Here is a 25,813-nt window from a genome sequence, read left to right as displayed (position 1 = left end):
GCCTTTCACGCATGCAAAAAGACGCGCGACGCTAAAACGTTCACAAAATCGTTCCTCTATCCGATGGCCTTTACTTGCAGGAAATTTCGCATTCTCGTCCGCTAGGGCGGCGTGTCTTACCTTGAGGACACCGGCTTGCGGCACGCCATGGTCGAATGCCTGCGAGCCATTCCACCTTCAGAAGTCGGCGACTTTGCCCCAGGCCGATCTCTGGAACCGCTCCGGGTGATAAGGCCGGGGATCGACGATCGGCGTGTCACCGGTGGCGATATCGGCGATCAGATGACCGGCGCCGGGACCGATTCCGAAGCCGTGGCCGCTGAAACCGGCGGCGAGAATGAAGCCTGGAACGGTGGTGATCTCACCGATTCCCGGCACCCCATCGGGGGTGCTATCCACATAACCGGCCCAGACGGCACTGACATTTGTGTTCCTCAGGGCAGGCAGGAGTTCAAGCGCGCGCGAATGGGTAAGCCGAATTGTTCTTTGGTCGACCTTCGGATCGAGGATGCGCATTCGTTCCATCGGAGTGGGTGCGTCCAATCGCCATCGCGCCAGGGTTTCGTGCCCAGACCTGAATCCCTCCAATCCGCCTAGCGCGAGGCTTCTCCAACGCCGGACGAACATTGGCAGAAATTGAGGCGCGTAACGGAATTGCTGCGGCGTCAAGTCGACACGCCCGCCACCACTGATCGCCAATGTGTAGCCGCCATCGCCGCGACGCGTAACGGAGACCGCAGATGTGTGCAGCGCGTCCGGCAGGCCGCTTGCTCCTGGGGACACGGAGAGGATCGAGGAGCGCACCGAGGCTTGCGGAAACCGAATGCCGAGCTGGCGGCAGAAGGAGGAGGCCCAGGCGCCGCCGGCAAGGATCGCGATTTTCGTGCGGATCGTGCCATGTTCCGTGACGACGCCCGAGAGCCTGCCGCCTTCGATGTCGATGCCGCGGGCCGCACAGGACTGATGCACCGTGCCGCCGAGTTTCAGAATCGCACGTGCAACGGCCGGCGCAGCACTCGCCGGATCGGCGATGCCGTCGGTCGGTGAAAACACCCCGCCCTTCCATGAGGCGCCGGTGGCACGCCCGCGTTCGGTCGCTTCGGCGCTGCTCAGCATGTGCGTCGTGACGCCGACCGAGCGGGCGAAATCGCGCCAGCGTGCCCAGCCGGACAGTTCATCGTCGCTATTGCTGAGATAGAAGAGACCGCAGCGACGGAAGCCCGTATCCTCACCGGTCTCAGTGGCGAAGCGCTCCCACAAATCGAGGCTCTTCGTCGACATCGGCAGTTCGCGGGCGTCGCGGTTCTGCTGGCGGCACCAGCCCCAGTTGCGGCTCGATTGTTCGGCGCCGATGAGGCCCTTCTCGACGAGGGCGACCTTCAATCCGCGCCGGGTGAGATAATAGGCCGCAAAAACGCCGACGATGCCGCCGCCGATTACCACCACATCGGCGGTGGAAGGAAGTTCCGGCGTGGTGGCGACGCGATTGAGCGGTGCGGGCATGGGACAGTCTCCGTTTCAGGCGTAGTCTAGCGGATCCAAAGCTACGGCTTTGCTGGAGATCGGTTGGTGACAGCAGAAGATTCCGTCTTGGCAGGATGCCAGCAGCGGTTTGTGCTTCGGCCTGTCCCGCAACGCGGTCGACACGTCTGACTTATGTGTTAAGGTCGATGTCGGGAATACGGCAGCATAATCTGCTGCGTCATTGGCGATCTCGAGCAAGTGAGGGCCGTGTGAGATGAAACTCGACCGGATCGACGTAAAAATTCTCTACGAACTGCAGAAGAATGGCCGCGTCACCAATGTGGAGCTCGCCGAACTGGTCAATCTGTCGCCTAGCCCCTGCTTGATGCGGGTGAAGAAGCTGCAGTCGGAAGGCTATATCGAAGGCTATTCGGCCCAGATCAACGTCAGCAAACTCGGGCAGACGCTGACGGTGTTTACCGAGATCACCCTGAAGAACCACCGGCAAATCGACTTCGCCCGCTTCCTGGCGGCGATCGAGAAGGTCGATCAGGTGATCGAATGTCATCTGGTTTCGGGCGGCTACGATTATCTGCTGAAATTCGTCACCGCCGGCATCGACGAATATCAGACGATCATGGAGCGGCTTACCGACCTGGACGTCGGTATCGACAAGTATTTCAGCTTCGTCGTCCTGAAATCGCCGATCGTCAAAGCCCACATGCCTTTGACCACCTTGTTTCCGCTTTAGCCGGCGAGAAGGACCGCGGCCGGGCCCCGCTCCTGATCCGCAAACTCCCCTTGGCCGAGCGTCCCAACGCAATCTCTCAGGGTTCCAGACCGACCTCACCCCGTTGCATCTCTCCGATCTAATCGGTCCTGCGCAGATGCCGATTCCCTCTGTCGCAGGTTGTTCTCCCTATAATTAAAGCTTCATACTGGTTGGAAGGACTTGCGACAGAATTTCGGGCTTTCTTTCCGAAGCCATATTCGCTGCCACTTGCAGATCTTGTGCCGTGGAGCCCAGGCTTTTCAACATGACCTGCCCGGGTGCGCGCCGGGTCTGGCAAGCGTCTTGCTTGTGGTTTGGAGGAGGGGAGCGCGGTAACACCTTGAATCGGCGGTCAGTGCCGGCAATAGGCCCGCACCAGTTCCGGATCCTGCTGGAGCCCATCGAGCCAGGCCGGATCGAGCGTCGGCACCGACGAGAAGAGCAGCTGCGAATAGGGATGTTGCGGCGTCTTCACTGTCGAGGATGTGATTTCCTCGACCTTACGGCCTCCATACATCACGACGATCTCGTCGCAGATCGCCTCCACCACCGAGAGGTCGTGGCTGATGAAGATATAGGAGAGGCCGAGTTCGCGCTGCAATTCCTTGAGCAGGTCGATGACCGCTGCGGCGACCACCGTGTCGAGCGCCGAGGTGATCTCGTCGCAGAGGATCAGCTTCGGATCGGCGGCGAGCGCCCGGGCGAAGTTGACGCGCTGTTTCTGTCCGCCCGAGAGCTCTCCCGGCCGGTGATGACGCAGATTGCGAGGCAGGCGCACCATGTCGAGCAGTTGATCGATCCGGGCGTTCCGCATCTTTCGATCCATGCCGTGGTAAAAGACCAAGGGCCTGTCGAGGATCTCCTCAACCGATTTCGCCGGGTTGAGTGCGGTATCGGCATATTGGAAAACGATCTGCATCTCGCGCAACTGGTCGCGCGAGCGCTCGCGAGCGCTGCGACGCAGTTCCGTGCCGTCGAAGACGATCTTGCCGACCGCGGCCGGCAGGATGCCGGCGATGGTGCGGGCGAGCGTCGACTTGCCGCAACCGGATTCTCCGATGATGCCGAGATTACGGCCTTTTTCCACCTTCAGGCTCACGTGCTCGACCGCGCGCACGAGCGGCAGGCCGTCAGCCTGACGCTGTCCATAGCCGGCTACGAGATCTTCGATCCTCAGCAGTGGAGCCGTCGCGGGTTCGGCGGGGCCAGCTGCGCCGCGCGGTTTCGGTTCGAAGGCTGCGAGCAGCTCCCTGGTATAGGGGTGCTTCGCGTTGTTAAGGATCTCTTCGGTGGTGCCGGTTTCCTGGGTCTCTCCGCCTTTCAAGACCACGATGCGGTCGGCGATCTGCGCGACGACGGCAAGGTCGTGCGAGACATAAACGCCTGATATGCCGCCCTTCTTCATCACCGACTTGAAAGCACGCAGCACTTCGATCTGTGTCGTCACGTCGAGCGCCGTCGTCGGCTCGTCGAAGATGACGAGGGTCGGGTCGCCGATCAGCGCCATGGCGGCGGCCAGACGCTGCAGCTGGCCACCGGAAACCTGGTGCGGATAACGGCTGCCGATCGTCTCGGGTTCCGGGAGCGACAGCGCCCGGAAGAGCTCGACTGCCCTGGCACGCGCATCGTCCGGCGACATCAGCTGATGAATACGCGTGACTTCGATCACCTGGTCCATGATCGATGTGGCGGGGTTGAAAGCGGCAGCCGCCGATTGCGGGACATAGGCGACTTCGGTGCCGCGCACCTTGGCTCGCTGCTTCTCGCTGAGCCTGACCATGTCCTTGCCGCCGACCGAAACGCTGCCGCCGGAGATGCGACAGCCCGCACGGGTATGGCCCATGAGGGTCAGGGCGATCGTTGTCTTGCCCGAGCCGCTCTCCCCGATCAGCGCGACGATCTCGCCCTCGGCAACGTCGAGGCTGACACCCTTGATGATCTCGACGCGGCGACCGGAATCGGTGGTGGCCTCGACCTTCAGGTCACGGATTTCGATGAAGTTGCTCATGACGTGCTCCGGTCGCGAATTTTCTGCGGCAGATTGTCTATCAGCAGGTTGACGCTGATCGTCAGGCTGGCGATGGCAAGCGAGGGAAACATCACCGCCGGCGCACCAAACGGCAGGCCGCCGATATTCTCGCGCACCAGCGCACCCCAATCGGCATAGGGCGGCTGGACGCCAAGGCCGAGGAACGAAAGCCCGGAGAGCAGCAGAACGATGAAGACGAAGCGGATGCCGAGATCGGCAAGCACCGGCCCGACGATGTTGGGCAGGATTTCCGAGCGAATGAGATAGAGAGTGCTTTCGCCACGGATGCGCGCGACCGTGATAAAATCCATCGCATTGATGTTGACGGCGAGCGCCCGGGCGAAGCGGTAGGCGCCGGGGATGTAGATGACCGACAGCGTCATTATCAGAACAGGGACCGAGGAGCCGACGGCAGCGACAACCACCAGGCCGAACAGCTTGCTCGGGATGGAGTTGAGAGCGTCGAGGAAGCGGCTGAGGATCGTGTCCAACCAGCCGCCGGCGACTGCTGCGATCATGCCGAGCACGACGCCGCTGAAGCAGGCGATCGTCACCGCCGCTAGCGAGATGCCGACTGTATAGCGCGCGCCCATCAGAATTCGCGAGAGCATGTCGCGGCCGAGATAATCGGAGCCGAACCAGAGTTCCCGGCTCATCGGGCCGAAATAGTCGAGATCGACGATCTCGCCGACGGGGTAGGGGATTATCAACGGCGCAAAGATCGCGACGAGCGCCCACGCGAGGATGATGGTAAGGCCGATCGCGCCGACGATGTTGAAGCGATAGCCAAACCGGGTTCCGGACAGCCGGCCGGAAGCGGTTTCGGAACGGGTCATGGTCATCGGAGCCTCGGGTTGGAAAGGATGGCGATGATATCGGCGATGGTGATCAGCAGCAGGTAGCCAAGGCAGAAGATCATCGCGCAGCTCTGGATCAGCGGCAGGTCGCGGGTGGCGACCGCATCCAGCATCAGCTTGGCGATACCAGGATAGTTGAAAATGGTCTCGACGATGATGACGCCTCCGAGCAGATAGGACAGCGAAAGCGCAACGGCATTGACGATCGGGCCAAGCGCATTGGGCAGTGCATGGCGAAAGACGATGCGCGGCCGGGAGGCGCCTTTGAGCAATGCCATCTCGACATAGGGCGTGTTGAGCGTCTCGATAACAGCTGCGCGCGTCATGCGGATCATCTGGGCCGAGACAACGAAGGTGAGGGTGATCACCGGCATGGCATAGACGCGCAACAGGTCGGTCATACTATGGACCTCATTGGCGAAAGAGAGCGCCGGCAGCCATTTCAGGTAGACGGCGAAGATGAGCGCGGCGGAGGTCGCGACCATGAACTCCGGCACGGAGATGACGCCAATCGTGATCACCGTGACAATCCGATCGTAAAGGGTGCCGCGCAGCATCGCCGCAGTGATCCCGAGCGTGAGCGCGATCGGCACGGAGAAAAGCGCGGTGACGCCGGCAAGTTTCAGCGTGTTGACGAAGCGACCGGCAATGAGAGTGGCGATCGGCATTTCGTTGGCATAGGAGGTGCCGAGGTCGCCCTGCAGCAGCCCGACTAACCAGCGCAGGAAACGAAAGAGCGCTGGTTCGTCGAGATGCATGGCCTTGCGCAGGCCTTCGACAGCTTCCGGCGTGGCGGCTTGGCCGAGCAGGATCGTCGCCGTATCTCCGGGCAACAGCGTCGTCGCGAAGAAGACGGCGAAGGAGACGATCACCAGGGTGATTAAGGCGACGAACAATCTGCTCAGTACAAGGGATAAGACCTGGCTATTCACGGGCGTCTTCCCTTTGTGCGTTCGAGTTGAGTTCCACCAATGCAGATGGAAGAGCCGGGGCGCGGCTGCAGCCCCGGTCTCCTTTGCTTTATCAGGCTTCAAGCCAGACATATTCCGCGAAGGCGTATCCCATCTGGCCGCCGAGCGGGTTGGCTTCCAGGCCCTTGAGCTTGGCCGTCGTGGCATCGACGTTCGAGATATAGGCCGGAATGATAGTGCCGGCTTCTTGGGCGATCATGCCCTGCATCTCGTTGTAGATCGCTTTGCGCTTCTCTTGATCGAGAGACCCGCGCGCCTCGATCAGCATCTTGTCGAACTTCTCCGACTTGTACTGGCTTTCGTTCCACGGAGCGTCCGAGGTATAGAGCAGGGAGAAGAGGATATCAGGGGTCGGCCGCGGGTTGATATTGCCGAAGTGGATCGGCGCCTTGAGCCAGTAATTGTCCCAGTAACCATCAGATGGCACTCGCTGGACATCGAGCTTCATGCCGATTTCGGCGCCGGCGGCCTGGATGATCATGGCCATGTCGATCGACGAGCTCGCCGCATCGGAAGCGATGATCGGAATGGATTGGCCGAGGACGCCGGCCTTATCGAAGTGGAACTTCGCCTTCTCAGGATCGAAGGCCCGCGCTTTCAGGTTTGCGTCATGATAGAAGTTCGCAGGCGAAACGGGTTGATCGTTGCCGACCTCACCGAGACCGCGCAGCGCCGATTTGACGATCTGTTCGCGGTTGACGAGATACTTCATGCCCTCGATGAAGTCCCGCTTATTGCCGGGCTCCATATCCAGTCGCATGTTGAGATTGGTATAGTTGCCGGACGTCGTCTTCGACAAGGTGAAGCCGTCGCCCTGGGCCTCGACGAGGCGCATGGAGCGGGGATTTATCGCGGCCGCAAGATGGATGTCGCCCGCAAGCAGCGCGTTGACGCGGGCATTGTCGTCGCTGATGGCGAAGTATTCGAAGGAATCGACGTTCGGGCCGGATTTCCAGTAGTTCTTGTTCTTGATCCCGACCGAACGAACGCCCGGCTCGAAGACTTCCTTGACGAAAGCGCCGGTGCCGTTGGCCTTGGTGAAATCGGTCGTGCCGTCGGAAACGATCATGAAGTGATGCATCGACAGGATGGTCGGCAGGTCGGCGTTCGGGCTGGCGAGCGTGATCTCGACGGTCTGCTTGTCGACCGCCTTGAAGCCGGTCATCTGGGCGGCGATCTTGGCGACCTTCGAGCCGACGGATGGGTCGAGATGGCGCTTCAGCGAGAAAACCACGTCATCGGCGGTCAGCGGCTTGCCGTCATGGAAGGTAACGCCGTTCTTCAGCTTGACCGTCCAGGTCTTCGCATCCTTGGACTCGATCGCTTCGGCGAGCTCCATCTGCGGCGTGCCTGATTTGTCGAGGAAGGTGAGGCGGTTATAGAAGGAGCAGCACCGGACATAGTCGGTAGAGAGCGACGCCTTGGCGGGGTCCAGCGTATCGGCCGTGGAGGACGACCAGCCGGCCGCCTTGAGCGTGCCGCCGGAAACAGGCGTTGCGGCGAGCGCCTTGCCGGCGCGGCCAAGCACGAGCCCGCCGGCTGATATGGCCACGCCGCCCGCGAGCATCATATGCAGCAACTCGCGACGAGTGGCGCCACGACGGATGGCGGTTTCGACCATGGCATCGTCGGATCTGGTCCAGTTGGTGATTTTGTCGTTCATCTCATTCCCCTTTTCTTGTGTGGCGGGCTGCCCGTTACGGGCGGGCCCGATCTGCTTTCAAAGTCAGGCGCGCGCGGCAGCCGCGGCATCAGCAAGGCCGGCCATCGAGGTGAAATGGTAATCGGGTTTGGTGAACTCGGCCGGTTCGATCGTGCCGCCGTAACCCTTCTCAGCATGTCGCCGCTCGATCCAGCAATTGGTCAGCCCGAGTTTCCTGGAAATCCCGATATCGTGGTACTGGCTCTGGGCGACATGCAGGATGTCGTCCTTCGAATGTCCTTCCGAGGCAACGTAGTCGAATACCTTCTCGAAGAAGGCGGGATCGGGTTTCTCGGTCCCCGTATCATCCGCTGTGAAGGCGGCATAAAAGGGATTGCCGAGTTCCTTCTCGAAGAAATCGAATGCCCAGCGGCGGGCATTGGTCATCGCAACGAGGCGGTAATCCTTCGCAAGGCTGGCGAGCGCTGTGGCGCTGTCTGCAAAACCCTTCCAGCCCTTCGCCGAATCCCGCAGCCGTTCGCCATATTTTTGATCGGCGGGCAGACCGAGCTTCGGGGCGATCGCCAGGTAGACGCGCACGAGGTCGTCGGGAAAGAGGTCGGCATCCTTGGAGTAGCGGGCTGCGCGGTAGAGGCCAAGCGCCTGCTCGCCGTCGATTTCAGTCCCCGCCTCGGTCGCGATCTCGGCGAGGCAGGTCTTGAGGCCGCCCTCGAAGTCGATGAGCGTGCCGACGACATCGAAGGTCATATATTTGAATTCCGGAAGGCTCTTGCTCACGTGAATTCCCCAGTGTTCGGCTCCGGTGGGAGCGCGGTTCTCGAAGAAGAAAATTCTGTTCCGCCGGCGGGGTCATTGTCCCGCTCTTGTATGGAAGGCCCGCATGTGCCGGGATCCAGGCCTTTCGTTGATTTCAGTGTGTCACCTGCACCGCACCGGATTCGCCGAATAGGCGCCATGAGGCGGCACAAAATACCGAATCTGACCGTTTCGCGGTATTCTCAGGCCTGCAGCGCCCGACGCACATCCGGGTCCTCCAGCGTCTCGTCCAGGGTGATGCGGGTGCGTTCGACGATCGCGTCTATCTCCGTTTCGGTGCAGCAGAGTGGCGGAGCATAGCCAAGCACGCCATTGCCGAAGGCGCGGATGACGAGACCGTTCTCCCAGGCGCGATCGAAGATACGGCGGGCGGGTTCGGCGGATGCCGGCAATGGCGTCTTGTTGACCTTGTCGACCACAAGCTCGACGGCGGCGAGCATGCCGCGGCCACGGACATCGCCTACCAGCGGATGATCCCTCAGCGACTCCAGACCCTGCATCAGCCGCGCTCCGGCCTTGACGCCGTTTTCGAGAAGGCCGTTTTCGTAGAGCCTCAGGACTTCGAGGCCGACCGCGGCGCTGACGGGATGGGCCGAATAGGTGTAGCCATGGCCGACGGCGGCAGCACCCGCACCCTCGGCAATCGTTTCATAGACGTGATCGGCCATGAAGACGGCGCCCATCGGGACGTAGCCGGAGGTCAGGCCCTTGGCGGTCGTCATGAAATCGGGCACGACTTCATCCTCGCTGCAGGCAAACAGCGGGCCGGTGCGGCCAAAGCCGGTGATCACCTCGTCCGCGACGAATAGGATGTCGTGCGCGCGGCAGAATTCGCGCATGGCCTTCATCCAGCCTTTCGGCGGCACCAGAACGCCGCCTGAGCCCTGGATCGGCTCGACGTAGAAGGCGGCGACGCGTTCCGGCCCGATCGCCTCGACCTTGCTTTTCAGCGCCGCAAGCGAGGCGTCGATGATCGCTTGCGGATTATCGCCCGCCGGGTTGCGATAGGCGTAGTGAGACGGAATTTTATGCTGCCAGTCGAAGGGAACGCCGAAGCCGGCATGGAAGGCGGGCAGCGCCGTCAAACCCGCGCCGACCGTCGAGGAGCCATGATAGCCCTGTTCGACGGAGATGAACTGATCGCGCTCAGGCTTTCCACGGGCATTCCAGTAGTAGCGTATGAAGCGGATCGTGCTGTCCACCGCATCGGAGCCGCCGAGGGTGAAATAGACGTGGTTGAGATCGCCCGGCGCACGGTCGGCGAGTTCGCCGGCAAGCCGGATCGCGGGCTCGGAGCCGAGGCCGAAATAGGCCGTCGCATAGGGAAGTTCCCGCATCTGCCGGGCCGCCGCCTCGACGATACTTTCGTGGCCGTAACCCGCATTGACGCACCAGAGGCCGGCGAAGCCGTCGATCAGTTGCTTGCCCGATGCGTCGGTGACCGTCGCGCCCTTGGCCGAGGCCAGCACGCGCACGCCAAGCTTTTCATGGCCGCGGTAGGAGGCGACCGGATGGATGAGGTGGGCGCGATCGAGTTCGATGAGGGAATTGCTGTACATGGAGATCTCCGGATCAGCCGAGTGCCTGGCTGGCGAGGGCAAAGGTGGTGGCGGTCGGATCGGCGGCGTCGTTGGCCAACGGCTTTCTCATCGTGATTCCGCCGCCGACATGGGCGAACCCGTGTTCGGCGAGCCATGGGGAAAGCCCGGTCTCGGCAGTTGTATCGACTCTGAGGAACCGTCCGGGCCGTCTGGCGATGAAATGTTCGATGAGTGTCTTGGCCTCGCCGAGATCGGCGGCCACCACGGGTCCGATCACTTCGCCGCGGCCGAAAGGACGCAGGCAAGCGAACCCGGAAATGCGACCGTCGCGGCGAATGACGGCGAATTCGCCGATCCCGGCGAGATAGGAGAGCAGCCCTTCGCGGTCGGCGCCGAAGGCAAGTCGGTCGAGTCCCGCGATGGCAGGGCGATCGGCGTCGGTAGCGGCTTCCGTTTCCGCCGGCGCGGCCATTTCTCCGGCAAGACCCTGGTGCTGCAGCACGGTTCCCGTCTCGCGGAAGCCAAGCTTTTGGTAGAGCGGCAGACCTGCCGTCGTCGCCACCAGCCTCAGCGGCCGGTCTCCCGCGGTCAGCAATGCGGCGTCCATCAGCCTGCGGCCGAGGCCGCGGCCGCGCATCGTCTCGTCGACGATGACCATGTTGATGGTCGCACAATCTCCCCTGTAAGGCGTGACGAGTACGGTGCCGACGACCTTGCCGTCCTCGACCGCGACCATCGCTTGGCTCAAGGCGAGCGCCAACTGCCAGTCTTCCGTCCGATGCGGCCAGCCCGCCTGTTTTGAGAGCGCGACGGCGGCTTCCAGATGGTCCGGGCCGAACGGGACGATTTCGATCTGACTTGCTTGCATGGGGGGCGTCCTTCATGTCGTGCCCGCCAGTCTGCCGGAGCGCCGGCGGGCAGATCGTCTGAAGGCCATGGTTCAGGCAGTATCTTATGGCTTTGCTATCATCGGCCGCCGCATCTTATGCTAGAACCAACCGATATGCGTCCTATCCAGATCCTGACGGTGAGTCCTGGCGCTCGACACATCACGGACATGCGATGGGCATGTCAGTGCATCATCGCCAGCGCTGCCGTAAAGAAATCTTCGCCTCCGAAGTTTCCCGATTTCAACGCCAGAAGCATATCGCCCTGCGCATTGCCGACCGTGCGCAGCACCGGCACGCCAGGCGCAATCTCCGGGCCGATCAGAAATGCCGGAATGGCGAGCCTGTCGACCGCCGCGCCTGAGGTTTCGCCGCCGGCGACCACCAGGCGCCGCACGCCTCTCTCCACCAGTTCGGCTGCTATGATCGACGTCGCGGTCTCGATCGCGTGGCCGGAGGCCTCTCGCCCGTATAGCGATTGCAGCCGGGACACGGTTTCAGGCGCAGCACTCGCGGCGACCACGATGGGGCCGGCGGAGATGCGGTCTCCGGCCCAGGAGATCGCTGCGGCGATCTCATCGGGACCGGCAAGCAGCCGTTCCGGGTCGAGCCGCAGGACGGGCATCGACCGTTCGGCGATGTCGAGCTGGTGCAGTGTCGCCTTGGAGCAACTGCCGGCAACGATCGCCGAAAGCCCGCCCACCGGGCGAATGGCGTCCGCCGTCGTTGCACCGCCGGACGATATCCGACCGGAGCGGACGAGCGCGCGGGCAAGGCCGAGGCCGAGGCCGGACGCGCCGGTGGACACCGGCGTTTTCAACGCGACCTCGCCGAGCGTTTCAAGATCGCGTTCGAAAATCGCATCGGCGATAACAGCAGTGACGCCTGCCGCGCGCAGAGCATCGAGCTTCGCCTTGACGGCGCCGGCCCCGGCCGCGATGGCTGTGAGATCGACCAGTCCGACGGCATTGCGCGATTGTCGGGTGAGAACCCGCACGAGATTGGCGTCATGCATTGGATTGAGGGGGTGATCCTTGAGCGGGCTTTCGTTCAGCGGCTGTCCGCCGACGAAGAGATGGCCGAGATAGACGGTGCGTCCCGTTTCCGGAAAGGCGGGTGTCACCAGCACGGAGCCGCCGCCGGCCGCCGCGCTCAAGGCCTCGGTGACGGGACCGATATTGCCGGCATCGGTGGAATCGAAGGTCGAGCAGATCTTGTAAAGCACATGGCCGGCGCCCCGCTGGCGCAGCCATCGCTCGGCGCTTGCCGCCGCCGCCACGGCGTCCGAGGCCGGGACGGAGCGGATCTTCAGGGAAACGACCACAGCGTCGACATCCGGCAGGGCGAGCGACGGATCGGGGATGCCGACCGTCTGCACCGTGCGCAGACCGTTCTTCGTCAGCGTGTTGGCGAGGTCGGAAGCGCCGGTATAGTCGTCAGCGATTGATCCGAGCAAAATAGCCATCGTCTAGCTCCGTGCAAAAGGTTTGAACCAGCCAAGACCGTCCAATGTGCGGCCGCGCGGGATGTATTCGCAGCCGATGAAACCGTCGTAATCCAGGCGGTCGATTTCGCCGAACAGATAGGGATAGTTCAGTTCCTCCCCGTCCGGCTCGTTGCGTGACGGCACGCTGGCGATCTGGATATGGCCGGTGATCGGCAGCAGGCGTCGCAACGCCATGGCGACGTCGCCATGCATGATCTGGCGGTGATAGATGTCGAACTGGAGCTTCAGGTTCGGCAGGCCGCATTCGGCAATCAGCCGTTCGGCGGCGGCGAAGTCGTTGAGGAAATATCCGGGCATGTTGCGCCCGTTGATCGGCTCGAGCAGGAGATCGATGCCCTTTTCCGCAAGCCGCCCGGCAGCATAGGTGACGGAGCGCCGATAAGAGGAGGCGGCGTTTTGGTCATAAGGGTCGGCGATGCCTGCCATCAGGTGCAATCGTCTGACGCCCGTCGCCGCCGCATAGTCCAGGGCCCGTTCGACATCCGCTCTCAGCGCATCGAACCGCCCGGGAAGAGCCGCGATGCCACGTTCGCCCGCTGCCCAGTCGCCCGGCGGCAGGTTGAACAAGGCCTGCTGCAGATTGTTGCGGGCAAGCCGTTCGGCGATTGCCTCCGGCGTGGCTTCGTAGGGAAAGAGGTATTCGACGGCGGCAAAGCCGGCATCGGCTGCGGCGTCGAAGCGGTCCAGGAACGCCCATTCGTTGAACATCATCGTCAGGTTGGCGGCGAAAACCGGCATGTCTAGCGTTCCTTTTACAGGCTCTGCGGCTCTTTGGTGGAACCGGGCAATTCAGCGCCGGAAAGCTTGGCATAGAGCCGCGCGAGCGACGAATCGTCATCACGGCCCATGCCGGCCCCGGAGGCGGCCAGATACATCTGCAAGGCGGCTGCCGCGAGCGGTACCGGGTAACGCTCGGAGCGGGCCATGTCCAGGACGATACCGAGATCCTTGACGAAAATCTCGATGCTGCTGAGCGGCGTATAGTCTCCGGCCAGCACATGCGGCACGCGGTTTTCGAACATCCAGGAATTGCCGGCCGAAGCGGTGATCACCTCATAGACCTTGTCGAGGTCGAGGCCCTGCTTGGCGGCAAAGGTTATGGCCTCACAGGCGGCCGCGATGTGCACGCCGGCGAGCAACTGGTTGATCATCTTGAAGGCCGCGCCTTTTCCGGCCTCGTCGCCGAGTTCGTAGACCTTGGCGGCCAAGGCGTCGAGACCCGGGCGTGCCGTGTCGAAGGCCTGTCGGGAGCCGGACGCCATGATCGTCAGTTCGCCACGCGCCGACTTGGCCGCGCCGCCTGAAATCGGCGCGTCGAGATAGTGCAGGCCGAGAGCCTCCGCCCGCTGTGCCAGATCGCGTGCGACCGCGGGATCCATGGTGGCCGACGAGATGAAGACGGCGCCGGGCTTCATCGAACGTGCGACGCCTTCGGGCCCGAACAGCACCGCCTCGGTCTGCGCGCCGTTGACGACCACGGAGACGACGATGTCGGCGTCCTTTGCCGCAGCGGCGGGGGTTGACGCGCCACGTCCACCGTCGGCGATGAAGCGGTCCACCGCCGCCGGCGTGATGTCATATCCTACGACGTCGAGACCTGCGCGCTTCATCGACTGGGCCATTCCAAGCCCCATGGAACCAAGACCGATGACGGCTGCGACAACGGCCGAGCCCGAGTTTTCAGCAAGCGGTGGCATGAGGAGGTTCTCCAGTCTCGTGAGGAAAGGTCTGCGCCCCTCCGGGTGCTATCCCGGAGGGGCTGTGGTTTAGCGATTGACGGTTTTCGCGGGAACCGTCAACACGGCCAGCGAACCAATGACCAAGGCAGCCGCCAGCAGATACATGCCGGCGCTGTTGGTGCCGGTGAGGTCTTTGAGATAGCCTACCAGAAACGGCCCGAGAAACCCGGCGAGGTTACCGACCGAATTGATCCAGGCAATGCCGGCCGCAGCGCCCGTACCGGCAAGAAAAGCCGTCGGAAGCGACCAGAACAGCGGCGCGCAACTGATGGCGCCGGCAGCAGCCAGCGAGAGGCAGACAATCGAGACGGTCGTGCTCGTCGCCATCGTCGCCGCGACGAAACCACCGGCGGCGATGAGGGCCGGGACGACGAGGTGCCAGCGGCGTTCGCGCAGCCTGTCGGCGGAACGTCCGAGCGCCAGCATGGCAACGAATGTGCAGATATAGGGGATCGCGGAAATCAGGCCGATATTGAGGTTTCCGCTGACGCCTGAGGCCTTGACGATGGTCGGCATCCAGAAATTCAGGCCATATTGCCCGAGCACGAAGCAGAAATAGATCAGGCACATCAGCCAGACGCGACGGTCGGTCAGCGTTGCGCCGATGCTGTGCGGGCTTGCCGTCTTGGCCCGGTTCTCCGCCTCGATATTGGCCGTCAGCACGCCTTTTTCCTCATCGTTCAGCCATTTCGCGCCCTGGATCGTATCATCAAGGTAGAAGAACGTCGCAACGCCGAAAAGAATGGCCGGAATGGCTTCGATCAGGAACATCCACTGCCAGCCGGAAAGTCCGTGCGTGCCGTGAAAACTGTCCATCAGGAGACCCGAAAGCGGATTGCCGAAAATGGCGGATATCGGGATCGCCGACATGAAGGTGGTGATGATCCTGGCGCGGCGATGGGCCGGATACCACGCGGTCAGATAGAGAATGATGCCGGGGAAAAATCCGGCTTCGGCAACGCCCAGCAGGAAACGCAGGACATAGAAGACGGTTTCCGAGGAGGTGAACATGAAGGCGGCCGAAATGACGCCCCAGGTGAGCATGATGCGGGCTATCCACACGCGTGCGCCAACCTTGTTCATGATGATGTTGCTCGGCACTTCAAACAGAAAATAGCCGATGAAGAAAATGCCGGCGCCGATGCCATAGGCGGCTTCCGAGAGGCCGAGCTCGCTCGACATCTGCAGCTTGGCGAAGCCGACATTGACGCGGTCGAGATAGGCGACCACGTAGCACAGCATCAAAAAGGGTACGATGCGCCAGAATACCTTGCCATAGGCACGGTCTTCGAGCGTCTGGGCGGGATGTGCGCCAACGACTGGCGCTTGCGTCTGCAGCGTCATGATTTTCTCCTCCGATTGTTGCCGCGGTCTCCTGTCGATCCTCCCGCGGCACGCCGAGCCATTTTTGGCAGCGCTGCCATTTGCATTAATTCATTTTGGCAGCGCTGCCAATAGCAAATTGGTAGCGCTGCCAAAAAAACCTTGCTTCTTGGCGGGAGTGGTGAAAAATGGTGGCAACGCGGTGGTCATCGGACGGGCAGGCCGGATAACCACCTCAACAGTCGGGTTCAAACGTAACGATGGAATTCAAAAATCAACCGACGGCAACGCTTGCCGAGGTCGCGGAGGCGGCCGGTGTTGGCGAGAGCACGGTGTCGCGCGTACTGCGCAACCACGGTTCGTTTTCCGGCAAGACACGGGAGCGGGTGATGGCCGCGGTCGAGCGGCTGGGCTATGTGCCGAACCGGATCGCGGGAACGCTTGCCTCCACCGGTTCGCGTCTTGTCGCTTTCGTCATTCCCTCGCTGTCCAACATCGTCTTCCCCGATGTGCTGCGCGGTGCCAGCGCCGTTCTGGAGGAAAACCGGTATCAGGCGGTATTCTCGGTGACCGATTATGATCCGGGCAAGGAGGAAGCGCTCGCCGCCGCGATGCTTGCCTGGCGGCCGGCGGCGGTCATGCTGGCAGGGTACGAGCATACTGAGGGTACGGTGAAGATGCTGCGCGCCAGCGGGTGTCGGATCGTCGAACTGCTCGATCTGGACGGCGATGCTCTCGATATCGCCGTCGGCTTCTCGAACCGCGCGGCCGGACGGGAGAGCGCTGCCTTCCTGCTCAAGCGGGGTTATCGCCGGATCGGCTATGTCGGTCACGACCTGAACCGCGATACCCGTGCCGGCAAGCGGTTTTCCAGCTTTTGCGAAACGCTCGAAGCGCATGACGCCCCTCTCGTCGGCCGCGAAATTCTCGCAGGCGCTTCATCCGTGGAAAACGGCAGGTTGGGGCTGGAGCGGTTGCTTGCCCGCACGACCGATCTCGATGCGGTTTATTTCTCCAACGACGACATGGCGCTGGGCGGCTATTTTCACTGTCTGGCTCAAGGGATCGCGATCCCCTCGAAGCTTGCCATTTTCGGCTATAACGGCCTCGATATCGGCCGGGCAACACCGCAACCCTTGTCGACCATCCGAACGCCGCGCGTGGCGACGGGGCAGATAGCCGCGCAACTGGTCGTCGCTAATGCGCCACCGCAGGCCGTCGATCTCGGCTTTGAACTGATCGAAGGGGCAACTGCGTAATATTGGAGGAACTGTCATGTCCGACGCGCGCCTGCGTGAGGAAATTTGCCGATACGGCCGCTCGCTGTTCGAGCGTGGGCTGACGCCCGGCTCGTCGGGCAACATATCGTTGCGGCTGGAGGATGGCGGCTGGCTGGTCACGCCGACCAACGCCTCGCTCGGCTTTCTCGACCCGGCACGGATTTCCAGGCTCGATGCCGAAGGCCGGCTCCTGTCCGGCGACAAGCCGACCAAGGAGATCCCGCTGCACACCGCCCTCTACGATACGCGCGGCAGCGCCCGCGCCATCGTCCATCTTCACTCCACCCACGCAGTGGCATTGACCATGCTGCCGGAGATCGATCCGCGCGCGGCCCTGCCGCCGATGACGCCCTATTATCTCATGCGCGCCGGCGAAACCGCGCTGGTGCCCTATTATCGTCCCGGCGATCCTGATGTGGCCGACGCCATCCGTGGGCTGGCGGGCAAGTATTCATCAGTGCTTCTGGCCAATCACGGACCTGTGGTCGCCGGTGACAGCCTGGAGGCGGCGGTCTTTGCGACCGAGGAACTGGAGGAAACGGCGAAGCTCTATCTGCTGTTGCGCAACCTCAATCCCCGTTTTCTCAGTCCGGCGCAGGTGGCCGATCTCGTCAACACCTTCGGCCTCGACCTTCCGTCGCATCACGATCACGATCACGACGGCGATTGAAGGCGTCACTCCGCCGGCCGTTGATCGCGGGTGAAAGCGCGCAACCTTCTGCCAAACCCTGCTTTCGATACGATAGATTCTGCTTCCGATGCCGCCAATTCAGGCGAGCTGTGGGTGAAGCGGTGCCTATGATTGTGACACGTCCCCAGTTCCGATCGCTCAAGGATACGCAGATGACGACGTTCCGTCCGAAATACATCACCTTCGACTGCTACGGCACGCTGACCAACTTTCAGATGGCGGAAGCGGCGCGCGACCTCTACGGCGAAGAGCTCGACGAGCGGCGCATGGCGGAGTTCATCAAGAATTTCGCCGCCTATCGGCTCGACGAGATCCTCGGCGACTGGAAACCCTATGCCGAGGTGGTGCACAATTCGCTCGAGCGGACATGCAAGCGCAACGGCGTGACATTTCGCGATGAAGCCGCCCGGATGATCTATGAGCGGGTCCCAACCTGGGGGCCGCATTCGGATGTTCCGGCCGGTCTCGCCAAGGTCGCCAAGGAAATCCCTTTGGTCATCCTCTCCAACGCCATGAATTCGCAGATCATGTCGAACGTCGAAAAACTGGGCGCGCCCTTCCATGCGGTCTATACCGCCGAGCAGGCGCAGTCCTATAAGCCACGCTTCAAGGGCTTTGAATATATGCTCGATATGCTGGGCTGCGGGCCGGAAGACGTGCTGCATTGCTCGTCCTCCTTCCGCTACGACCTGATGTCGGCCCACGATCTCGGCATCAAGAACAAGGTTTGGGTCAATCGCGGCCATGAGCCTGCCAACCCCTATTACGGTTATGTCGAAATTCCTGACATCTCCGGCCTGCCTGGCGTCGTCGGGCTCTGACGGAGATACGCGGATGCAGTTCGAATCCTACTGGCACGACACGGCTCCAGCCTTTGCCGGCGGCGCACAAGGCCCCGTCGAAGGACATTACGACGTCGCCATCATCGGCGCCGGCTTTACCGGGCTTGCCGCGGCGCGCCAGCTTGCAAAGGCCGGCGTCAAGGTCGTGGTGCTGGAAGCCGAACGGGTCGGGTGGGGAGCGTCGGGGCGCAATGGCGGCCACCTCAACAACGGGCTCGCCCACAGTTTCCTGTCCGCCAAGTCCGCACTCGGCGTGGAGCGGGCCGTCGCCCTCTACAAGGCGTTCGACGCTTCCATCGACACGATCGAGGCGATCATTGCCGAGGAGGGGATCGACTGCAATTTCCGCCGCGCCGGCAAGCTGAAGCTCGCTTCCAAGCCGCAGCATTTCGATGCCATTGCCCGCAATTTCGAGGCTGTTCATAGAGAGGTCGATCCGGACACCGCACTTCTGACGGCGAGTGACCTGAAAAGCGAGGTCTGCTCGACCTTCCATGGCGCCATGCTGTCGAAGAAGAGCGCGATGATGCATATGGGTCGCTATGTCGCCGGGCTCGCCACCGCAGCCGCCCGCCACGGCGCCACCATCTTCGAAGAGGCGGCGGTGACCGCGCACAAGCAGGGCATCGGCCGCCACAGCTTGACGACCGCACGAGGCAGCGTCACCGCAGACCACGTGCTGGTCGCGACAGGCGCCTATACGCCGTCGCTCTTTAACTATTTCCGCCGCCGGATCGTTTCCGTCGGCAGCTTCCTCATCGCCACCCGTCCGCTGACCGACGCCGAAATCGCCGCTACGATGCCCGGCAACCGCACCTGTGTCACGTCGATGAACATCGGCAACTATTTCCGGCTGTCGCCCGACAAGCGGCTGATCTTCGGCGGTCGCGCCCGGTTTTCCGCGACGTCGGATCAACGATCCGACGCAAGGAGCGGCGATATTCTGCGCGCCAGCCTGGCTGAAATCTTCCCGCAGCTTGCCGGCGTCGAAATCGACTATTGCTGGGGCGGGCTCGTCGACATGACCAAGGACCGCTATCCGCGCGCCGGCTATGTCGATGGTGTCTGGTATGCCATGGGCTATTCCGGCCACGGCGCCCAACTCTCCACCCATCTCGGCATGATCATCGCCGACGCCATCCTTGGCAAGGCCGACCGTAACCCGATCAAGGGGCTCGACTGGCCCGCCGTCCCCGGCCATTTCGGAAAGCCGTGGTTCCTGCCGCTGGTGGGCTTGTACTACAAGACACTCGACCGGTTTCAGTAAAGCATCAGCGAGTACGAAAAAGGGCGCCGAGGATGAGTCCACGGCGCCCATTTCTTTTACTCTTGCCGCTGGTCAGTTGAGCCCACCGATGTGGAAGCTCTTCATTTCCAGATATTCGTCGATGCCGCATTGCGCGCCTTCACGGCCGAGGCCGGATTGCTTGACGCCGCCGAAGGGAGCGACCTCGGTCGAAATGGCCCCTGTGTTCAGGCCGACCATGCCGAATTCGAGCGCTTCAGCGACACGCCAGGAGCGTTTCAGGCTTTCGGTGTAGAAATAGGCCGCAAGGCCGAAGGGCGTGGCGTTGGCGATGCGGATCGCCTCTTCCTCGTTGTCGAAACGGAAAAGCGGGGCAACGGGGCCGAAGGTCTCTTCGCTGGCAAGCTGCATCTCGGTCGTCGCACCGCCGAGCACCATCGGCACCGCATATTGATCGCCTTCAGGCACGGAACCCGCGGTGGCGAGGATCCTCGCTCCCTTTTCCACCGCATCGTCGACATGACGCTTGATCTTCTCGATCGCCGCCTTGTTGATCATCGGCCCGATATCCGTACCGGCATCCGTGCCGGCCCCGACCTTCATGGCCGATACGCGTGCGGAAAGTTTGGCGGCAAAGGCCTCATAGACACCGGACTGGACGAGAAGGCGGTTAGCGCAAACGCAGGTCTGCCCGCCATTGCGGAATTTCGATGCGATTGCGCCTTCCACGGCAAGATCGAGATCGGCGTCGTCGAAGACGATGAACGGCGCGTTGCCGCCGAGTTCGAGGCTGAGCCGCTTGACGCCGTCGGCCGCGCCGCGCATCAGCAGCGAGCCGACGCGGGTCGAGCCGGTGAAAGAGATCTTGCGGACGGTTTGGTTGGCCATCAGCTCGTCGCCGATGCCGGCCGGCATGCCGGTGACGATATTGATGACGCCCTTGGGGATGCCGGCGCGTTCCGCCAGCACGCCAAGTGCCAGCGCCGAATAGGGAGTCAGGTCCGATGGCTTGATGACGACCGTGCAGCCTGCGGCGAGTGCCGGCCCGACCTTGCGGGTAATCATCGCATTCGGAAAATTCCACGGCGTGATGATCGCCGACACGCCGACAGGCTCCTTCAGAACGACGATCCGCCGGTCCGTCGTCGGCGAGGGAATGGTCGTTCCACCGATGCGGCGCGCCTCCTCGGAAAACCATTTGATGAACGAGGCGCCATAGCGGATTTCGCCGCGCGCTTCCGTTAGTGGCTTGCCCTGCTCGCGGGTGAGGATCAGCGCCAGATCCTCGATATTGTCGAGCATCAGATCATGCCAGGCTTCCAGCAATGCGCCGCGCTCGGCATTGGTCTTTGCGCGCCATGGACCAAAGGCCTTTTCCGCTGCGGCGATTGCCGCCCTCGTATCGGCTCCGTCCATGTCGGGCACCGTGCCCAGCACATGCTGCGTCGCCGGGTCGATCACCTCGATCGTGCGTCCGGCTGCGGCCCCGCGCCATTCTCCGTCGATCAGCCCTTGCTCACGAAACAGGCCGCTATCCCTTAATCTGTTCATTCTGTTCTCCATTGATCAGCCCCATTGATCAGCCAAGTGCCGAAAGCACCGATGCCGTGATCGCGTCGGTCTTGTCCTTGCCGGGAATTGCGCCGATGCCGCGTGCCGTCGTCGCCGCGATTGCGGCCATCACCCTTGCGGCGGCAGCCGCTTCTCCCAAATGCTCCAGCATCATCGCGCCCGACCAGATGGTGGCGATCGGATTGGCGATGCCGAGATGAGCGATATCGGGCGCGGAGCCGTGGACCGGTTCGAACATCGATGGCGCCGAACGATCGGGATTGATATTGGCGGAGGCTGCAAAGCCGAGCCCGCCCTGGATGGCAGCGCCGAGGTCGGTCAGGATATCGCCGAACAGGTTGGAGGCGACCACGACGTCGAGACTATCAGGCGCCATGACCATGCGGGCGGCCATAGCGTCGATATGGTAGCTGGTCACCTCGACATCGGGATATTCGGCAGAAAGCTTCTGGGTGATCTCGTCCCAGAAGACCATCGAATATTTCTGGGCGTTGGACTTCGTCACCGAGGCAAGCTTGCCGCTGCGCGCACGCGCCTGCTCAAAGCCGAAACGCAGGATGCGCTCAACCCCCTTGCGGGTGAAAATCGAAGTCTCGACCGCTACCTCATTATCGGCGCCCTGGTGGACGCGGCCACCGGCGCCGGAATATTCGCCCTCGGTATTTTCACGAATGCAGAGGATGTCGAAGCCGTCAGACCGCAACGGCCCCTGCACACCCGGCAGCAGCCGGTGCGGGCGGATATTGGCATATTGCACGAAAGCCTTGCGGATCGGCAGCAGAAGTCCGTGCAGCGACACGGAATCCGGTACCTTGCGAGGCCAGCCGACGGCACCGAGCAGGATGGCATCGAAGGACCTGAGCGTTTCGATGCCATCGGCGGGCATCATGCTGCCGTTCTCCAGATAGTAGTCGCAGGACCAGGGATAGCTGGTTGCATCAAGAGAAAATCCGTTCGATTGAGCCGCCTTTACGAGCACGGCCCAGGCTGCTGCCGTCACGTCGCGGCCGATGCCGTCTCCGGGCAGAAGGGCGATCTTGTAGGTCTTCATCGCAGGTCCTCACAGGCTGATGAGCACACTCTTGCTCTTGCGGTTGGCGAGATAGGCATCGCGGCCGAGATCCTTGCCGATGCCCGACTGCTTATAGCCGCCGGTCGGCAGGATATGGTCGCGCGAGCGGCCGTAGCGGTTGACCCAGACGGTGCCGGCCTGAAGGCGGCGGGTCACGCGGATGGCACGCGAGAGGTCGCGGGTGAAGAGGCCGGCGGCGAGCCCATAGGCCGGATGGTCGGCGAGCCTCAGCGCTTCCTCCTCGTCATCGAAGGTCTGAATGGTCAGCACCGGTCCGAAGATTTCCTCGAGAACCGCCGGCGATGTTGCCGTCACGCCGGAAATCAGGGTCGGTGCGTAGAAATAGCCCTCGCGGTCGAGGCGGCGGCCACCGGTGAGGCATTCGGCGCCGTCGTCGATAGCGGCGCGGATGATGCCGTCCATGCGGGCGATCTGGCGTTCGGAGATGACGGGCGAATAATCGGTCGCCTCGTCCCAGGTGGGGCCGGGGCGGATGGCCGCCAGCCTGGCCACGAGCGCTGCCGCGAGTTCGTCCGCCACCGTCGCCTCGACGATGAGGCGGGATCCACATACGCAGGCCTGACCGGCGTTGGAGAGAATGCTGCCGGCGATTGCGCCGGCTGCAAGCTGGAGATCGGCATCGGCGAAGACCAGTTGCGGGCTTTTGCCGCCGAGTTCCAGCGTCATCGGCTTGACGCCGGTGCGGGCGATATTGGTCATGATCGCCGAGCCGGCCGCCGTCGAGCCGGTGAAGCTGACTTTGGAGATGCCCGGATGTCCGGTGATGGCATTTCCGGTGGTCGGGCCGTCGCCGAGCACGATGTTGACGAGACCGGCCGGCAGGCCGGCTCGCACCGAAAGTTCGGCGAGATAGAGCGTCGAAAACGGCGTCATTTCCGACGGCTTCAACACCACCGCATTGCCTGCCGCCAGCGCCGGACCGAGCTTCCAGCCGGCCATGGACAAGGGAAAATTCCAGGGTGTGATGGCGCCGACGACGCCATAGGGTTCCGTCATGATCATGCCGAAGTTCGCATCGTCGGTCGGGACGAGGTCGCCGCCTTCCTTGTCGGCGAACTCGGCAAAGAAGCGGATCTGTTCGGCGGTGACGGCGATGTCGCCGGCGACGAGATGACCGATGGGCCGCGTCGAGGAGAGCGCCTCGAGCCTGGCGAGGGTCTCCGCCTCGGCTTCGATCAGGTCCGCCCAGCGCTGCAGCGCCACGGTGCGCTCGCGCGGCCGCATGCCGCCCCAATTGCTCGTCTTCAATGCGGTCCTGGCGGTTTCGACGGCGTGATCGACAAGGGCTTCGTCGGCCAGCGGACAGCCGGCATAAGCCTTGCCGTCGGATGGGCGATGCATGTCGATGACCGCCTCGGCCGGAACCAGCCGCCCGCCAATGAAATGTCCGACGGGCAAGGATATCGTGTTCGGATCGAAGCTGAGTGTCATCGCATGTCCTCGGGATGGGCTGAGGCAAGCCTAACTGGGGAATGCGAGCAGCATGCATCGACCGGTGATGCCGCAGCGGCGAAAAATTGCGTTTTCGCCGCTGCGGCAGTCAAATCTACGGCGTCGGCATCACGACACGGTGACGTAGATCTTGCGCACCGTCTCGATCGTCTTCCAGACGCCAACGAAGCCCGGCTTCATGACGAAGCTGTCGCCGGCCTTGTAGACCACCGGTTCGCCGCCTTCCGGCGTGAGTTCGATCAGACCGGAAAGGATGTGGCAGAACTCGAACGTCTCACCCTTGATCGAGCGCGTCTCGCCGGGTGTCGCCTCCCACACGCCGCTATGAACCGTCTCGCCGCGGGCGACGTCCTGCGCCCAGGTCTTGAAGGCCGGATTGCCCGAGATCAGCCGTTCTGGAAGTGGGCCGGACTCGCGCGGCGCGAAGGATGGATTGGTGTCGATCGTCTTGAGGAGGGACATGATTTTGCTTTCCTAGGTTGAGAGCTCAGTAGCCGCGGCTGCGATCGATCAGTCCGATCGGATCGAGGCCTGCCTGGTGCCGCTTGATGTTGCCGATCACGGCCGCCGCGGCGGTTTCAGCTTGGGTGACGCTTGCAATGTGCGGCGTCAGCAGGATCTTCGGATGGTTCCAGAAGGCGTGGTCCTCAGGCAGCGGTTCCGGCTCGGTGACGTCGACGACGGCGCCGGAGAGATGTCCGGTGTCGAGCGCGTCGACGAGCGCCTGATGATCGAGCTGAGCGCCGCGACCGACATGGACGAGCGCAGCGCCGGCCGGCAATCTGGCGAAGAGCTCGGCATTCAGGAAGCCGCGCGTCTCATCCGTCAGCGGCAGCAGGCAGATGAGAATGTCGGTGGTTGCAAGCAGGGTATCGAGGCCGTCGCGGCGGCTGAGGCATCGGATGCCGTCGATCTCGCGCGGGCTGCGGCTCCAGCCGCAAAGCGGAAAACCGAAGGGCTGCAGACGCTCGAGCACCGCGCTTCCAAGCATGCCGAGGCCGAGCACGCCGATGCGGCGTTCAGAGGCTTGCACCGGCGCGATCGTCTGCCAGGTCCGGCGCCGCTGCTGGTCGAGATAGGTCGGCAGGTCGCGATGGAGCGCAAGCACGGCCAGCGTCACATATTCCTGCATCATTCTGATGATGCCGTCCTCGACCATGCGCACGACCTTGACCGATGCTGGCACGGCATCGATGCGGAACTGGTCGATGCCGGCGCCGATCGAAAAGAGGATTTCGAGATTGCGATAGCGCGCGAGATCATCCGGCACCGTCCAGGTGATCAGGTAGCGCACGGCGTCCGCTTCGACCGACTTGGGATCCATGGAGAAGGCAATGTCGGGCAATTCGCGCGCGAAGGCTTCGGCGAAGATGGCGCCGCGCTTCGCGTCGGAATTGAAGAGAAAGGTCATTGCGTCGGCTCCTTGATCGGATGTCATCAGGCACAGCCGCGGCCAAGCGCCTCGACCATCGCCTGGCAGGCGAGCAGTTCGCCGGTGAGGATGAATTCGTCCGGCTTGTGGGCGCGGCCGATGTCGCCAGGGCCGCAGATGATCGCGTCGATGCCGGCGCGCTGGAAAAGGCCGGCCTCCGTGCCGTAGCTGACGGCGGCGAGCGGCTCGATGCCGGTCAGCTCGCCAAGCAGTGTCGCAAGCGGCGCATCGGCGGCAAGCGAAAGTGCCGGATAGGCGCTGAGTTCGCGCCATTCCACCTGAAAGCCGAACTGCGACAGCGCCTCGGCCGCCACTCGGAGCGGCGCCAGCAGCGTGACTGGATCGACGCCGGAAATAGCCCGCGCTTCGAACTCGGCCTCGCAACTGTCGGGAATGATGTTGACTGCCTGGCCGCCCTTCAGCGTGCCGACCTGAAGGGAGGAGTAGGGCGGTTCGAAGACATGCTCGAACGGGCCGGAGGCAAGCTGTTCGGCCTCGGCGCGAGCGCAGGCCAGAACATCCGTGATGGCATGGATCGCGTTCAGTCCCTGGTCCGGGCGCGAGGAATGGCCGGACCGGCCCCTGACCGTCAGCCGGGCGGCGGCTTTGCCCTTGTGGGCGCGGATCGCCCGCATG

23 protein-coding genes are annotated in these 25,813 nt (G+C 62.8%); 5 read left to right on the top strand and 18 right to left on the bottom strand.

Going from position 1 to position 25,813, the window contains the following annotated elements; translation table 11 throughout:
- Window positions 1–177 precede the first annotated feature (177 nt).
- A complete protein-coding gene (locus MOV76_RS03715) occupies window positions 178–1,503 on the bottom strand; it encodes an FAD-binding oxidoreductase (RefSeq protein WP_018445090.1) in 1,326 nt (441 codons plus the stop codon).
- A gap of 235 nt (window positions 1,504–1,738) precedes the next feature.
- Here MOV76_RS03715 and MOV76_RS03710 point away from each other — a divergent pair, with 235 nt between their 5' ends.
- Window positions 1,739–2,215 (top strand): Lrp/AsnC family transcriptional regulator, encoded by a 477-nt coding sequence (locus MOV76_RS03710; protein ID WP_018445089.1) that lies wholly within the window; start codon window positions 1,739–1,741, stop codon window positions 2,213–2,215.
- A 373-nt stretch (window positions 2,216–2,588) separates the two neighbouring features.
- On the opposite strand, the gene MOV76_RS03705 is transcribed toward MOV76_RS03710, so the two are convergent.
- From MOV76_RS03705 to MOV76_RS03655, 11 genes are all read right to left on the bottom strand, one after another.
- The gene (locus MOV76_RS03705; RefSeq protein ID WP_018245991.1) at window positions 2,589–4,244 is read right to left on the bottom strand and encodes an ABC transporter ATP-binding protein; all 1,656 of its coding nucleotides are present in this window, start codon (window positions 4,242–4,244) and stop codon (window positions 2,589–2,591) included.
- Window positions 4,241–5,107, bottom strand: a complete 867-nt coding sequence (locus MOV76_RS03700) for an ABC transporter permease (RefSeq protein WP_018245990.1) — start codon at window positions 5,105–5,107, stop codon at window positions 4,241–4,243. The genes MOV76_RS03705 and MOV76_RS03700 overlap by 4 nt, the downstream gene beginning before the upstream one ends.
- Window positions 5,104–6,054: an ABC transporter permease gene (locus MOV76_RS03695; RefSeq protein ID WP_047620811.1), complete on the bottom strand. Its 951-nt coding sequence runs from the start codon at window positions 6,052–6,054 to the stop codon at window positions 5,104–5,106. The genes MOV76_RS03700 and MOV76_RS03695 overlap by 4 nt, the downstream gene beginning before the upstream one ends.
- Before the next feature lie 91 nt (window positions 6,055–6,145).
- On the bottom strand, window positions 6,146–7,756 hold the full coding sequence (locus tag MOV76_RS03690) for an ABC transporter substrate-binding protein (protein ID WP_130729537.1): 1,611 nt from the start codon (window positions 7,754–7,756) through the stop codon (window positions 6,146–6,148).
- 63 nt (window positions 7,757–7,819) lie between these two features.
- Window positions 7,820–8,533: an HAD-IA family hydrolase gene (locus MOV76_RS03685; RefSeq protein WP_247263856.1), complete on the bottom strand. Its 714-nt coding sequence runs from the start codon at window positions 8,531–8,533 to the stop codon at window positions 7,820–7,822.
- 221 nt (window positions 8,534–8,754) lie between these two features.
- Entirely contained in the window at window positions 8,755–10,131 is a 1,377-nt protein-coding gene (locus tag MOV76_RS03680) for an aspartate aminotransferase family protein (RefSeq protein ID WP_210069500.1), read from the bottom strand.
- Window positions 10,132–10,144: 13 nt separating this feature from the next.
- A complete protein-coding gene (locus tag MOV76_RS03675; protein ID WP_247263855.1) occupies window positions 10,145–10,981 on the bottom strand; it encodes a GNAT family N-acetyltransferase in 837 nt (278 codons plus the stop codon).
- A gap of 203 nt (window positions 10,982–11,184) precedes the next feature.
- Window positions 11,185–12,465 (bottom strand): 3-oxo-tetronate kinase, encoded by a 1,281-nt coding sequence (gene otnK, locus MOV76_RS03670; RefSeq protein WP_247263854.1) that lies wholly within the window; start codon window positions 12,463–12,465, stop codon window positions 11,185–11,187.
- A 3-nt stretch (window positions 12,466–12,468) separates the two neighbouring features.
- Window positions 12,469–13,245, bottom strand: coding sequence for a 2-oxo-tetronate isomerase (gene otnI, locus MOV76_RS03665; RefSeq protein WP_247263853.1), 777 nt, complete (start codon window positions 13,243–13,245; stop codon window positions 12,469–12,471).
- Window positions 13,246–13,259: 14 nt separating this feature from the next.
- Window positions 13,260–14,204, bottom strand: coding sequence for an L-threonate dehydrogenase (gene ltnD / locus MOV76_RS03660; RefSeq protein WP_247263852.1), 945 nt, complete (start codon window positions 14,202–14,204; stop codon window positions 13,260–13,262).
- 69 nt (window positions 14,205–14,273) lie between these two features.
- A complete protein-coding gene (locus MOV76_RS03655) occupies window positions 14,274–15,590 on the bottom strand; it encodes an MFS transporter (RefSeq protein ID WP_247263851.1) in 1,317 nt (438 codons plus the stop codon).
- A gap of 239 nt (window positions 15,591–15,829) precedes the next feature.
- On the opposite strand from MOV76_RS03655, the gene MOV76_RS03650 reads away from it, so the two are divergent.
- From MOV76_RS03650 to MOV76_RS03635, 4 genes are all read left to right on the top strand, one after another.
- Window positions 15,830–16,828 carry a LacI family DNA-binding transcriptional regulator gene (locus MOV76_RS03650; RefSeq protein ID WP_247263850.1) on the top strand — a complete coding sequence of 333 codons (999 nt, stop codon included), beginning with the start codon at window positions 15,830–15,832 and terminating at the stop codon, window positions 16,826–16,828.
- 16 nt (window positions 16,829–16,844) lie between these two features.
- Window positions 16,845–17,519 carry an aldolase gene (locus tag MOV76_RS03645; RefSeq protein ID WP_018445079.1) on the top strand — a complete coding sequence of 225 codons (675 nt, stop codon included), beginning with the start codon at window positions 16,845–16,847 and terminating at the stop codon, window positions 17,517–17,519.
- A gap of 173 nt (window positions 17,520–17,692) precedes the next feature.
- Entirely contained in the window at window positions 17,693–18,361 is a 669-nt protein-coding gene (locus MOV76_RS03640; RefSeq protein WP_026188726.1) for a haloacid dehalogenase type II, read from the top strand.
- Window positions 18,362–18,374: 13 nt separating this feature from the next.
- Entirely contained in the window at window positions 18,375–19,649 is a 1,275-nt protein-coding gene (locus MOV76_RS03635) for an FAD-binding oxidoreductase (RefSeq protein WP_247263849.1), read from the top strand.
- 72 nt (window positions 19,650–19,721) lie between these two features.
- On the opposite strand, the gene MOV76_RS03630 is transcribed toward MOV76_RS03635, so the two are convergent.
- The 6 genes from MOV76_RS03630 to MOV76_RS03605 all read right to left on the bottom strand — a co-directional run.
- The gene (locus MOV76_RS03630) at window positions 19,722–21,179 is read right to left on the bottom strand and encodes an NAD-dependent succinate-semialdehyde dehydrogenase (RefSeq protein WP_247263848.1); all 1,458 of its coding nucleotides are present in this window, start codon (window positions 21,177–21,179) and stop codon (window positions 19,722–19,724) included.
- Between the two features lie 28 nt (window positions 21,180–21,207).
- Entirely contained in the window at window positions 21,208–22,251 is a 1,044-nt protein-coding gene (locus MOV76_RS03625) for a tartrate dehydrogenase (protein WP_247263847.1), read from the bottom strand.
- 9 nt (window positions 22,252–22,260) lie between these two features.
- Window positions 22,261–23,724, bottom strand: a complete 1,464-nt coding sequence (locus tag MOV76_RS03620; protein ID WP_018245975.1) for an aldehyde dehydrogenase — start codon at window positions 23,722–23,724, stop codon at window positions 22,261–22,263.
- Window positions 23,725–23,853: 129 nt separating this feature from the next.
- Entirely contained in the window at window positions 23,854–24,207 is a 354-nt protein-coding gene (locus MOV76_RS03615) for a cupin domain-containing protein (RefSeq protein ID WP_018245974.1), read from the bottom strand.
- A 25-nt stretch (window positions 24,208–24,232) separates the two neighbouring features.
- Window positions 24,233–25,156 carry a glyoxylate/hydroxypyruvate reductase A gene (locus tag MOV76_RS03610; RefSeq protein ID WP_247263846.1) on the bottom strand — a complete coding sequence of 308 codons (924 nt, stop codon included), beginning with the start codon at window positions 25,154–25,156 and terminating at the stop codon, window positions 24,233–24,235.
- Window positions 25,157–25,182: 26 nt separating this feature from the next.
- A partial coding sequence (locus MOV76_RS03605; protein WP_247263845.1) for a M20/M25/M40 family metallo-hydrolase occupies window positions 25,183–25,813 on the bottom strand: 631 nt, incomplete at its 5' end.

The organism is Rhizobium sp. PRIMUS64 (assembly GCF_023006465.1).
Classification (GTDB): domain Bacteria; phylum Pseudomonadota; class Alphaproteobacteria; order Rhizobiales; family Rhizobiaceae; genus Rhizobium; species Rhizobium leguminosarum.
This window is presented reverse-complemented; position numbering and strand designations above follow the sequence as displayed.

Bases quoted from the DNA above. Each gene is read 5' to 3' on its own strand.
- MOV76_RS03655 (WP_247263851.1), bottom strand. From the start codon at position 15,590: ATGACGCTGCAGACGCAAGCGCCAGTCGTTGGCGCACATCCCGCCCAG.
- MOV76_RS03690 (WP_130729537.1), bottom strand. From the start codon at position 7,756: ATGAACGACAAAATCACCAACTGGACCAGATCCGACGATGCCATGGTC.
- MOV76_RS03640 (WP_026188726.1), top strand. From the start codon at position 17,693: ATGACGACGTTCCGTCCGAAATACATCACCTTCGACTGCTACGGCACG.
- MOV76_RS03620 (WP_018245975.1), bottom strand. From the start codon at position 23,724: ATGACACTCAGCTTCGATCCGAACACGATATCCTTGCCCGTCGGACAT.
- MOV76_RS03710 (WP_018445089.1), top strand. From the start codon at position 1,739: ATGAAACTCGACCGGATCGACGTAAAAATTCTCTACGAACTGCAGAAG.
- MOV76_RS03645 (WP_018445079.1), top strand. From the start codon at position 16,845: ATGTCCGACGCGCGCCTGCGTGAGGAAATTTGCCGATACGGCCGCTCG.
- MOV76_RS03675 (WP_247263855.1), bottom strand. From the start codon at position 10,981: ATGCAAGCAAGTCAGATCGAAATCGTCCCGTTCGGCCCGGACCATCTG.
- MOV76_RS03700 (WP_018245990.1), bottom strand. From the start codon at position 5,107: ATGACCATGACCCGTTCCGAAACCGCTTCCGGCCGGCTGTCCGGAACC.
- MOV76_RS03715 (WP_018445090.1), bottom strand. From the start codon at position 1,503: ATGCCCGCACCGCTCAATCGCGTCGCCACCACGCCGGAACTTCCTTCC.
- MOV76_RS03625 (WP_247263847.1), bottom strand. From the start codon at position 22,251: ATGAAGACCTACAAGATCGCCCTTCTGCCCGGAGACGGCATCGGCCGC.
- otnK (WP_247263854.1), bottom strand. From the start codon at position 12,465: ATGGCTATTTTGCTCGGATCAATCGCTGACGACTATACCGGCGCTTCC.
- MOV76_RS03650 (WP_247263850.1), top strand. From the start codon at position 15,830: ATGGAATTCAAAAATCAACCGACGGCAACGCTTGCCGAGGTCGCGGAG.
- MOV76_RS03630 (WP_247263848.1), bottom strand. From the start codon at position 21,179: ATGAACAGATTAAGGGATAGCGGCCTGTTTCGTGAGCAAGGGCTGATC.
- MOV76_RS03680 (WP_210069500.1), bottom strand. From the start codon at position 10,131: ATGTACAGCAATTCCCTCATCGAACTCGATCGCGCCCACCTCATCCAT.
- MOV76_RS03635 (WP_247263849.1), top strand. From the start codon at position 18,375: ATGCAGTTCGAATCCTACTGGCACGACACGGCTCCAGCCTTTGCCGGC.
- ltnD (WP_247263852.1), bottom strand. From the start codon at position 14,204: ATGCCACCGCTTGCTGAAAACTCGGGCTCGGCCGTTGTCGCAGCCGTC.
- MOV76_RS03705 (WP_018245991.1), bottom strand. From the start codon at position 4,244: ATGAGCAACTTCATCGAAATCCGTGACCTGAAGGTCGAGGCCACCACC.
- MOV76_RS03615 (WP_018245974.1), bottom strand. From the start codon at position 24,207: ATGTCCCTCCTCAAGACGATCGACACCAATCCATCCTTCGCGCCGCGC.
- MOV76_RS03610 (WP_247263846.1), bottom strand. From the start codon at position 25,156: ATGACCTTTCTCTTCAATTCCGACGCGAAGCGCGGCGCCATCTTCGCC.
- otnI (WP_247263853.1), bottom strand. From the start codon at position 13,245: ATGCCGGTTTTCGCCGCCAACCTGACGATGATGTTCAACGAATGGGCG.